This is a genomic window from Silvimonas sp. JCM 19000 (assembly GCF_054652575.1).
Genome location: NZ_BAAIHC010000037.1, coordinates 22426 through 32582 on the forward strand (window position 1 = coordinate 22426; position 10157 = coordinate 32582).

Annotated in this window: 9 protein-coding genes; 4 read left to right on the forward strand and 5 right to left on the reverse strand. The window is 57.7% G+C overall.

Going from position 1 to position 10157, the window contains the following annotated elements; all coding sequences use genetic code 11:
* Positions 1 to 43 precede the first annotated feature (43 nt).
* The 5 genes from ACYQ1A_RS20570 to ACYQ1A_RS20590 are packed head-to-tail and all read right to left on the reverse strand — an operon-like array spanning position 44 to position 4980.
* Complete coding sequence (locus tag ACYQ1A_RS20570; protein WP_499365497.1) at positions 44 to 2119, reverse strand: type IV pilus secretin PilQ; 2076 nt, start codon at positions 2117 to 2119, stop codon at positions 44 to 46.
* Positions 2116 to 2682 carry a pilus assembly protein PilP gene (locus tag ACYQ1A_RS20575; protein ID WP_499365499.1) on the reverse strand — a complete coding sequence of 189 codons (567 nt, stop codon included), beginning with the start codon at positions 2680 to 2682 and terminating at the stop codon, positions 2116 to 2118. The genes ACYQ1A_RS20570 and ACYQ1A_RS20575 overlap by 4 nt, the downstream gene beginning before the upstream one ends.
* 5 nt (positions 2683 to 2687) lie before the next feature.
* Positions 2688 to 3317 (reverse strand): type IV pilus inner membrane component PilO, encoded by a 630-nt coding sequence (locus tag ACYQ1A_RS20580; protein ID WP_062222858.1) that lies wholly within the window; start codon positions 3315 to 3317, stop codon positions 2688 to 2690.
* Positions 3314 to 3907: a PilN domain-containing protein gene (locus tag ACYQ1A_RS20585; protein WP_499365502.1), complete on the reverse strand. Its 594-nt coding sequence runs from the start codon at positions 3905 to 3907 to the stop codon at positions 3314 to 3316. Before ACYQ1A_RS20585 ends, ACYQ1A_RS20580 begins: the two co-directional genes overlap by 4 nt.
* Positions 3904 to 4980 carry a pilus assembly protein PilM gene (locus tag ACYQ1A_RS20590; RefSeq protein ID WP_499365504.1) on the reverse strand — a complete coding sequence of 359 codons (1077 nt, stop codon included), beginning with the start codon at positions 4978 to 4980 and terminating at the stop codon, positions 3904 to 3906. Before ACYQ1A_RS20590 ends, ACYQ1A_RS20585 begins: the two co-directional genes overlap by 4 nt.
* A gap of 169 nt (positions 4981 to 5149) precedes the next feature.
* On the opposite strand from ACYQ1A_RS20590, the gene ACYQ1A_RS20595 reads away from it, so the two are divergent.
* The 4 genes from ACYQ1A_RS20595 to ACYQ1A_RS20610 all read left to right on the forward strand — a co-directional run bounded on the left by ACYQ1A_RS20595 (position 5150) and on the right by ACYQ1A_RS20610 (position 10122).
* Entirely contained in the window at positions 5150 to 7453 is a 2304-nt protein-coding gene (locus ACYQ1A_RS20595; RefSeq protein ID WP_499365505.1) for a penicillin-binding protein 1A, read from the forward strand.
* Positions 7454 to 7646: 193 nt separating this feature from the next.
* Positions 7647 to 8264 carry a nucleotidyltransferase domain-containing protein gene (locus ACYQ1A_RS20600; protein ID WP_499365507.1) on the forward strand — a complete coding sequence of 206 codons (618 nt, stop codon included), beginning with the start codon at positions 7647 to 7649 and terminating at the stop codon, positions 8262 to 8264.
* Between the two features lie 41 nt (positions 8265 to 8305).
* The gene (locus ACYQ1A_RS20605) at positions 8306 to 8674 is read left to right on the forward strand and encodes a flagellar brake protein (RefSeq protein ID WP_499365510.1); all 369 of its coding nucleotides are present in this window, start codon (positions 8306 to 8308) and stop codon (positions 8672 to 8674) included.
* Positions 8671 to 10122 (forward strand): NAD(P)H-hydrate dehydratase, encoded by a 1452-nt coding sequence (locus ACYQ1A_RS20610; protein ID WP_499365512.1) that lies wholly within the window; start codon positions 8671 to 8673, stop codon positions 10120 to 10122. The genes ACYQ1A_RS20605 and ACYQ1A_RS20610 overlap by 4 nt, the downstream gene beginning before the upstream one ends.
* Positions 10123 to 10157: the final 35 nt, after the last annotated feature.

The window sequence follows — 10157 nt, forward strand, 5'->3', positions numbered from 1 at the left end:
TCAGCGCATTGCAGTGCGGCCAGTTGAGCGTACCGCGGCGCGCTTAACGCAGGGTCAGGTCGGACTGGATGATCTTCGGCGTAATAAAGATCAGCAGCTCGGCCCGGTTGTCGGTGTCGATGTGGTACTTGAACAGATTACCCAGCACCGGGATATCGCCCAGCACCGGCGTCTTGTCGACCGAGTTGGTCAGCGTCTGGGTGTAGATACCACCGATCACCACCGTGCCGCCGTTCTCAACCAGCACCTTGGTTTCGATGTGCTTGGTGTTGATGGCCGGGCCGTTGGAAGTGGTCTGACCCACGCTATCCTTGTTCACTTTGACGTCGAGTACCACGTTGCCATCCGGCGTGATTTGCGGCGTCACACGCAGCGACAGCGAAGCGTCCTTGAAGGCGATGGTAGTGGCACCGTTCTGCGCGCTTTGCGAGTACGGGATTTGCTGACCATCTTCAATCACGGCTTCAACCTGATCGGCCGTCACCAGACGCGGGCTGGAAATGATCTTGCCCTTGCTGTCCGCCTCAAGCGCCGACAGTTCCAGACCCAGCAACCAGTTGGCGCTTTGCGCAACCAGTGCAAAGGTCGAGGCATTGCCCACACCCAGACCGGTGGCCGGCAGGTTAACGCCCAACAGATTGCTGGTGCTCAGCGTATTGCTCGACGTATTGCCGGTATTGGTGCCGCTACCGCTGTAGTTGCTCAGGCTAGGCGAGGTGCCGATGGTGGTGCCACCGACGTGGCTCAGCGTGGCCCAACCCAGACGAGCGCCGAGTTCACGGCTGAAGGTGTCCGAAGCTTCCACAATACGGGCCTCGATCATCACCTGGCGCACCGGCACGTCGATCTTGTTGATCACCGAACGGATCTGCTCCAGCTTGCTCGACACATCCTGAATAAACAGGGTGTTGGTGCGCGGATCGACCACAATGCTGCCGCGCTTGGACAACATCTGTTGCTTGTCGTCGGTCAGCATCTTTTTGATGTCGTCGCCCTTCTGGTACTTGAGCTCAAACGACTCAGTCCGGGTCGGTTCCAGATCATCGATGTTCTTTTGCGCTTCGAACTGTTGCTTTTCTTTGTCAGCCAGTTCGGCGCGCGGCGCAATCCACAGCACGTTGCCACTCTTGCGCTGATCCAGACCCTTGGCTTGCAGAATGATGTCGAGCGCCTGGTCCCACGGCACGTCTTTAAGGCGCAGCGTCAGGTTACCGTTGACCGAGTCGCTGGTGATGATGTTCAGGCCGGTGAACTCGGCAATCACTTGCAGTACGGTGCGGATTTCAACGTTCTGGAAGTTCAGCGAGAGTTTTTCGCCCTTGTACGCCGGCTTGACCGCGCCGACCTTGTTGTCTTCCACCTTGGGGCGGACTTCAACAATAAAGCGGCTCTCGGTCTGATACGCCGAGTATTCCCAGTTGCCTTTCGGCTCGATGGCAATGCGCGCGTTGTCACCCATGGCATAGGCATCAACCTTGACCACCGAGGTGCCAAAGTCGCTCACGTCCATGCGGCGTTCCAGCGTCTTGGGCAGTGCGGCCTTGGAGAAATCAACCAGCAGGGTTTTGCCTTGCGGGCGGATATCGATACCGACGTTAGGATCAGACAGATCCACCACCAGACGGCCTTCGCCATTGGGGCCACGGCGGAAATCCACGCCCTTGATGCTTTGCGCGGCAGCAGCCGGCTTGGCATCGGCAAAGTGCACCGGACGGGTTTCGGCGGGCGTATTTGCCTGCGCGCCATCCAGCGTAATGATATAGCTGTTGCCATCCACCTTGGTGGTATAGCCAGCCTGCTTTTGCAGGTTCAGCACCAGGCGGGTACGGCCCGGGCCTTCCGCGATATTGATCACGCGCAGCGCGCTACCATTGACTTGCACGCTGTTTTTGCCAGCCTGGTTGCCCGCGCCCGGAAAATCGAAGGCGATACGCGGCGGCGTATTCACCGAAAAGGCGGTCGGGGTGGGCGGTGTGCCGTTGAACGTCAGCTTGATAATCTGCTTTTCAGGCGTGACCTGATTGACGTCCACGCCAGTAATGTCTGCCGCCATGGCCCAGGAGGCGCACAGTGCGCAGGAGACCAGCCATGCTTTTTGCATGATGGATGCCTTGATCATTTTTTCTGCTCCGCTTCTTGCAGGGGAAGCGAAGTATCACGCTCCACCCAATCCCCGCCGCTGTCTTCGACGATTTCTTTGAGTTTGACTTCGGTATCAGATACGACGAGCACCTTGCCGAAGTTCTGACCCATGTAATTGCCGACCTTGATCCGGTACAGATTGCCATCCGGCGCGCGTATCAATGCCTGCACGGTCTTGCCTTGTTGCAGCGTGCCGACGAAGACCAGCTTTTCGAGATCGTAGTTTTCCAGTGCTTCTTTGGGGCGATTGGTATCCGGTGCTGCGACGCCGCCGCCCGCTTTGCGCGCGACATCCATCTTGTGCGGGTTATACGGATCGGATACGTCAAATGCATTGTAGGTAAACGGCGTGTACTGGCGCGCCTCGGGCAACGGTTCTACCTTGCCGCGCAGGCCTTCCTTGCTTTGCGCCATCCACGCCCGAAGATCGTCGTTGCCGTCACCACACGCGGCCAGCGTCAGCGCCAGCAGGGTGAGTGCCAGGCCGCGCGACACCACGGTGCGGTTCAGTGCGACGCTGCATATAGAGTTCATGGGCATGGGTCTCACTTCTTCTTCTTCGCGTCGATTTCAGCCTGATGCACGGCCTGCGCCTCAGCATCATCCAGTGCGCGATAGGTCTTGACCACAGCGGCCATGGTCAACTGATCGGGCGACTTCGGCACGGTAATCTCGATATTGGTCAGCGTCACAATGCGCGACAGTTGCGCCACATCGCTCACAAACGCCGCCAGATCGTGATACTTGCCATCAATCTTGATGTCGATCGGCATCTCGGCAAATTCAGCGGTCTTGGTCTCGGCATTGGGCTTGAACAGCTCAAACTGCAGACCACGGCCCACACCAGCCTGGTTGATCTCGGTCAACAGCGTTTCCATCTCGGATTTATTCGGCAGCTGACGCAGCAGCGAATCAAATGAGTGACGGATTTCTTCCAGCTGCTGCTTGTAGGCGTCCAGGTTGATCGCGTTCTTTTCTTTCTCAAGATATTCCGTCTTGAGCTGAGCTTCTTGCGCCTCGCCCGAGGTGAGCGCATCCATCTGATCACTCCACAGATAGAAATACCCACCCGCGATCACCAGCGCAAACACGATGGCCAGCAAAGACATCTGCACCGGCAACGGCCAGTTGCCCATGTCTTTGGGGTCCAGATTACGCAGTTCATCCATCGTCATTGCGGTGCTCCCGGTTTCTTGGCCGCAGCCGGGCCCGATGCATCTTCCACCGCGCGAGTGATCTGCACGTTGAGCGTGAATTCGGACAGGCGTTGCGTGCCTACCGTGGCGGCTTTTACTTCGATCAGCAGCGGTTGTTCAAATACCGGCGAATCAGCCAGATTGCGCATCAAGGTAGAAACGCGCGCGTTGGATTGCGCGTAACCGTTGAGCACCAGCAAGGCATCGGTCTGCTTGATGCTTTTCAGGTACACGCCTTCCGGCGTCTGCCGGGTCAGCTGGTCCAGCACCTTGACGTCCTCGGCACGGTTGGCCTGCAGGCGTTCAACCACCTTTTTGCGATCCAGCAATTGTTGCTTCTCGGTCTTGAGCTTTTCGATCTCAAGAATCTGTTGCTGCAACTTGTCGTTCTCGGCTTTCAGGAAGTTATTGCGTTCGTTCTGGGTGGTAATGCGGCCGTCGTAATACAGATAGCCAAGCGCCACCACCACCGTGCCGGCGATAAAGGCCGCAGCCAGCATCGCCAGATAACGGCGATGCCGTGCCAACCGCGCCTGTTCCCGGTGCGGTAAAAGGTTTATGCGGATCATGACGGGTCAAACCTCCGCATGGCGAGGCCACATGCGATCAGTAAAGAAGGAGCATCAAGCTGGATTTGTTTTCCGCGCACCTTGCCGGTGGCCATGCCGTAGAACGGGTTGGCGCGCATGGTGCTGGTGACCTGGGTACGGCTGGCCACCGCGTCGTCCAGCCCGTGGATGGCGCTACCGCCGCCCGCCAGCAGGATATGGTCGACCGAGTTGTAGTTGCTCGACGTATAAAAGAACTGCAAGGAGCGCGAGATTTCGAGCGCCATCGTGTCCATATACGGCTGCAACACTTCGGGTTCGTAGTTCTCGGGCAGACCACCGGTTTTCTTGGCGGCCTCGGCCTCGTCCGAGGGCAAGTTGAACTTGCGCTGGATTTCCTGAGTCAACTGGTTGCCCGCGTAGGCCTGATCGCGACTGTAGATCGACTGGCCATCGCGGAAGATATTCATATGCATTGCGGTGGCGCCAATGTCGACCACGGCCACAATCTGGCCATCACCGTTATTGGGCAACTGCGGGCGCATCAATTCAAAAGCGGCCTGGGTGGCATACGATTCAACATCGACCACCACGGCCTTGAGACCGGCGGATTCGATCGCGGCAACGCGCTCGTCCACTTTCTCTTTACGGGCAGCAGCGATGAGGACTTCTTCTTCGGTGGGCACATTGGGCGCCGGGCCGAGCACCTGGAAATCCAGGTTGACTTCGTCCAGCGGAAACGGAATGTACTGGTTGGCTTCAGTCTCAACCTGGCCCTCCAGCTCGCGTTCGGACAAGCCGCTGGGCACCAGAATCTTTTTGGTAATGACTGCGGCAGCCGGCAATGCGATCGACACGGTCTTGAGACGCGTGCCCATCTGTCGCCAGGCGCGACGCACGGCCTCGGCCACTGCGTCCATATTGGCGATATTGCCGTCAGAGACAGCATCCTTGGGCAACGGCTCGATCGCATAGCGCTCGAGGCTGAAGTTGCGCCCGGTCTGGCCCAGTTCGACCATCTTGACGGCCGAGGAACTGATATCCACACCGATCAGCGGCGGCGCCTTGGGTTTGAGAAAGTCGAGCTTCAACACAGATTTCCTTTTAAAAACAGGAAAGTAGGATAGTTTTCTGTCAAGATACGCAAAAATCCTAGCAAGCCATATAACAATCTGTAAAGGATTGCGCGTTAAATCAGATTATTTTTGCAACACGCTCTGATTGCGCCAATTTCACTAAATATAACGATTACTAAAACCGCAAATGACCAAACGAATACTGCTTATTGTTCTCGGCATCTTTGGCGGCCTGTTTATTTTTGCCGTCGGTCTGGCTCTTTTTGCCGTTCTTCTGACCTACCCCAGATTACCGCCACTCGACGCCCTGACTGATTACCGTCCTAAAATCCCGCTGCGCGTCTATACCGCAGACGAGATATTAATCGGAGAATTCGGTGAAGAGCGCCGTGCTTTCATGCCCATTGATCAGGTACCAGCGGTCATGAAACAAGCCTTGCTGGCGGCCGAAGATGAACGTTTTTATCAGCATGGAGGCATTGATTACCTCGGTGTGCTGCGCGCAATGGCCGGTAATGTGGTACCCGGCCATGTGCAATCGGGCGCCAGCACCATCACCATGCAAGTTGCGCGTAATTTTTATCTCACAAACGAAAAAACATTTACCCGCAAATTCAATGAGGCTTTGCTCTCATTCAAGATCGAGCACAACCTTTCCAAAGACCAGATTCTGGAGCTTTACCTTAACCAGATTTATCTGGGCCAGCGCGCCTATGGTTTTGCTTCGGCGGCGCAGACTTATTTTGGTAAAGATCTGAAACAGATTTCGGTGGCCGAAGCCGCCATGCTGGCCGGCCTGCCCAAAGCGCCGTCCGCCTATAACCCGATTGCCAATCTCAAACGTGCCACCTTGCGCCAGCAATATGTGTTGCGCCGTATGCACGAACTGCGTTTTATCAGCGACGCCCAATATCAACAGGCATTACAAGCGCCGCTACAACTGCATCGAGCCACCCAGGATTTCGCCGTTCACGCCGAATATCTTGCTGAGTCCGTCCGCCAGATGATGTATGACCGCTACAAGGATGCCGCGTACACGTCAGGATTCAAGGTTTACACGACACTCGACAGCAAGGACCAGACAGCCGCATATGTCTCTCTCAGAAAGGGCTTGTTGGATTACGACCAGCGCCACGGTTATCGCGGACCCGAAGGCTTTATCGATCCTGAACTCTTCAAGCCCGGCAGTGAGGAAGGGCTTGATGATGCCATGGCCGACATCAAAGATGCAGATGATTTACTGGCGGCTGTGGTAACTCGCGCATCCCTACAAAATGTGCAAGCCACACTTAAGGGCGGCGAAGCCATTACGCTCGGCCCAGACGCCCTCAAGGCCGCGCGCTTTGCGCTCAGCGACAAGGCCGCGCCCACCGCCCGCATCCGTCCCGGCGCCATTATCCGGGTACGCCGGAGCGACAAAGGCTGGCAGTTATCGCAAATGCCGCAGGTGGAAGGCGCGCTCGTGGCGCTGGATCCGCAAAATGGTGCGGTGCGTGCATTGGTCGGCGGCTTCGATTTTAATCGCAGCAGTTTTAATCATGTCACCCAGGCATGGCGCCAGCCCGGCTCCAGTTTTAAACCGTTTGTGTATTCAGCCGCATTGGAAAAAGGCGTTACACCAGCCACATTGATTAATGATGCGCCGATCGTGATCGACCCCGATCAAGTGGGCGGTCAGAAATGGGAACCGAAAAACTACGACGGAAAATACGAAGGAATGATGACGGTGCGCAATGCATTAACGCATTCCAAAAACCTTGTATCGATCCGTATCCTGCAATCGATAACGCCACAATATGCACAGCAATTTGATACGCGTTTCGGTTTTACGCCCAAACAGAATCCCGCTTATCTGACCATGGCACTGGGTGCGGGCAGCGTCACGGCCGCGCAAATGGCGGAAGGCTATTCAGTTTTTGCCAATACCGGCTACCGCGTTTATTCATGGTATGTACAACGGATTACCGATAGCCGCGGCAAAATCGTGGCGCAAATGGCGGCTGAAGTAGCGGGCGAAAATGCAAAACGCACACTTGATGCGCGCAATGCCTTTGTGATGACCAGCATGATGCAGGACGTAATGCGATTCGGCACCGGCTCTAAATCACGCGTATTGGGTCGGCGTGATCTGGCCGGTAAAACCGGCACCACCAACGATACGCGCGATGCGTGGTTCGCCGGATATACGCCCGACCTGGTTGCCGTGGCATGGGTGGGCTTTGACCAGCCGCGTTCTTTGGGCGGATCCGAAACCGGCGGCGCGGCGGCATTGCCGATATGGATTAACTTTATGGCAACCGCGCTCGATGGGCTGCCAGAAAAACAATATCCAGTGCCCGAAGGCGTGGTGGCGCAAACCATGCAAACCGAGCGCGGTGATCGGACAGAGTATTTTTATAGCGAATGGACCCAGACCAATCCCGAACTCGGCCTGGGCAGCGGCACCGCCGCCACGCAACCGCTGGATGAAATCAAGGATTTGTTGTTCTAAGGCAGCTTACTGCTACTGCCTACCGGTTGTCAGCGCATTACGGATTTTGTGCCAGCGGCGTAATCGGGTAGCATCCATTGCAGGGTGCTACCCGGCACGTAAGGAGGTGTATGACACGAACCACGCGTTAGCATTGGCTCGCGCCACGCCGCCACGGCACGGCGCTAACTGGGTAGTCACGGAGAGTTCCATCATGGGCAAGCCATTCACGGCTGATCGACATTCCTTGAACCTGCGTGCAGAGATTGCACATCAGGCCGCCCGGCTGATCGCAGAAGATCATCTGCACGACTTTGCATTGGCCAAGAAAAAAGCGGCGCGCAACCTTGGCAGCTCGGACGCACGCGTATTGCCCTCCAATCAAGAGATCGAAGCCGCGCTGGAAAGCTATCGGGCGATCTATCAACCGCAACACATCGACAGCCTGCATGCGCTGCGTGGCAAGGCCATCAATATGATGCGCCTGCTGAACCAGTTCACACCTTACCTTACCGGCTCCGTGCTCTCAGGCGTGGCTGGCCCGCATTCGGATATCAACCTGCTGATCTATCTGGATGACCCGAAAAGCGTGGAAATCTTTTTGCTGAACCACAAAATTGATTACCAGCATCTGGAGCCACCACCGACGCACCGGCATGCCTCCTGGCCTTCGATTGCCTTCTGGTATGACGACACCCAGATCAAATTGCATGTGCGCCCACGCACCGCTGAACGCCAGACGCAACGCAAAGAAGAACGCGCGCGGGTGGAAGAAGTGGAGGCGCTGCAATCCGCTAATTTAACCGGCCTGAGCCCCAGCGCCGCCTACTGAACAGGGAGTGGCGGATGATACCCACCGCGACGGATATGCCGATGATAGAAGCCGGACAGCGCGATGCCTTTCGGCTCGACATAGACCCCGCGCAGGCCATCTGTTGCTATTGGCCTGGGCCGTCCGGCGGAGATCAACCGTTGCCGCTGATGAACCTGAGCGTTGCAGGCCTGGCGCTGAGCGCAGATGCCGAGCTACCCGCCACTACCGATGTGTTGAATCATTGCCGCATCACGCTGCCCAGTGCCGGGGAGATCTATGTTGACTTGCAAGTTTGCCAACTGACCCCGCTACCACGTGGCGACTGGCGTGTGGGTTGCCGCTTTATCGATCTGCCGCCGCAAACCGAGCGCCTGATCCAGACCTGGATTTTCCGGGTACAACGTCAACGTCTGGGACGCCAGCCATGACCCATCCGCTTTACACCCGCGCCGAACTGCAAAAGATAGAAAACCAGCAACTCGCCTCCGGTCTCCCGCTGATGGAGCGCGCCGGCACCGCCGCCGCACGTTGGATCGGCGGACACTACCCGCGCTCCAGCGTGATTACGGTTCTGGTTGGGCCAGGCAATAACGGCGGCGACGGCTATGTCTGCGCGCGCCACTTATATATTGCAGGCTTCACCGTGCACGTCTGGCCGGTATTGCACGTGGGCGACCTGGCGGCGGACGCCAGTCAGGCTCGCAGGTTATGGCTGGAACTGGGGCCAGAACGGATCGCCGGCTTGCCAGCGGACACCACGCTGGTGATCGACGCGGTATTTGGCATAGGCCTGAATCGCCCCGTGCCCGACGCCGTCGCGCAGGTTTTTAAAGACATCAATCACGCCGGGCTGAACGTGGTGGCACTGGATATCCCAAGCGGCCTTGATGCGGACAGTGGCCAAATCCACGGCTGCGCGTTGGCCGCTGACCACACACTGACCTTTATCGGCGACAAACCGGGTTTGCATACGGCCCACGGTCAGGACGCCGCTGGCGAAGTCATTCTGTTCGAGCTGGATTTACCGGCAGCGGCCTACCCGCCCGCCTCCACCTCGCTGTATTCAACCACGCGCCTGCCCGCGCAAATGCGCCGCATGCAGGAATCCAATAAAGGTACCTTCGGGACGGTCGGCGTTGTGGGGGGCGCTGCCGGCATGGCCGGCGCGGCTATCCTCGCCGGACGCGCTGCACTGCGTCTGGGTGCGGGCAAAGTGCGTATTGGCATGTTAGCGGCGGCCAGCGCTTACGACCCCTTGATGCCCGAATTAATGCTTGCCGATGCGCTGCAAACCATCCAGCAAGCGCACGACGTGTGGTTAGTCGGGCCAGGATTGGGGCGCGACGAGACGGCCGTGCATATGCTGACCACGCTGCTAGCACGACCCGAACCCTTGGTCCTGGACGCCGACGCGCTGAATCTACTGGCTACGCATCCCGAACTGTTCGCGCTATGCAAGGCGCGGCGTGGCGATACTGTCATTACCCCCCATCCCGCTGAGGCGGCCCGCTTGTTGAATATCGAGACCTCCGCTGTACAGGCACAGCGCCTCTCCGCGGTGCGCGAACTTGCGCAGCGTTTAAACGTGATTGCCTTGGTCAAAGGATCGGGAACGGTAGTTAGCGATGGCGAAAAGGTGAGCATCAACCAGTCGGGCAATGCGGCACTGGCCTCGGCCGGGCAAGGCGATGTGCTGGGTGGGATGATCGCAGCGCTCATCGCGCAGGGCTTGTCGGCATTGGAGGCGACACAGTTCGGGGTCTTTCTGCATGGAGCGGCAGCGGATCAGTGGCTGCAAAGCTATGCGGCGGGGATCGGATTGGGGGCGTCGGAAACGGTTGATCATGCACGGATCGTGTTGAACCGGCTGAAATAAGGGCGGGCTAGCAGATAAGCCGCGCTTTCGTTTCT

Excerpts from the sequence above, each read along its gene's own strand:
- ACYQ1A_RS20575 (WP_499365499.1), bottom strand. The coding sequence starts at position 2,682 with ATGCCCATGAACTCTATATGCAGCGTCGCACTGAACCGCACCGTGGTG.
- ACYQ1A_RS20580 (WP_062222858.1), bottom strand. The coding sequence starts at position 3,317 with ATGACGATGGATGAACTGCGTAATCTGGACCCCAAAGACATGGGCAAC.
- ACYQ1A_RS20600 (WP_499365507.1), top strand. The coding sequence starts at position 7,647 with ATGGGCAAGCCATTCACGGCTGATCGACATTCCTTGAACCTGCGTGCA.
- ACYQ1A_RS20570 (WP_499365497.1), bottom strand. The coding sequence starts at position 2,119 with ATGATCAAGGCATCCATCATGCAAAAAGCATGGCTGGTCTCCTGCGCA.
- ACYQ1A_RS20595 (WP_499365505.1), top strand. The coding sequence starts at position 5,150 with ATGACCAAACGAATACTGCTTATTGTTCTCGGCATCTTTGGCGGCCTG.
- ACYQ1A_RS20585 (WP_499365502.1), bottom strand. The coding sequence starts at position 3,907 with ATGATCCGCATAAACCTTTTACCGCACCGGGAACAGGCGCGGTTGGCA.
- ACYQ1A_RS20610 (WP_499365512.1), top strand. The coding sequence starts at position 8,671 with ATGACCCATCCGCTTTACACCCGCGCCGAACTGCAAAAGATAGAAAAC.
- ACYQ1A_RS20605 (WP_499365510.1), top strand. The coding sequence starts at position 8,306 with ATGATAGAAGCCGGACAGCGCGATGCCTTTCGGCTCGACATAGACCCC.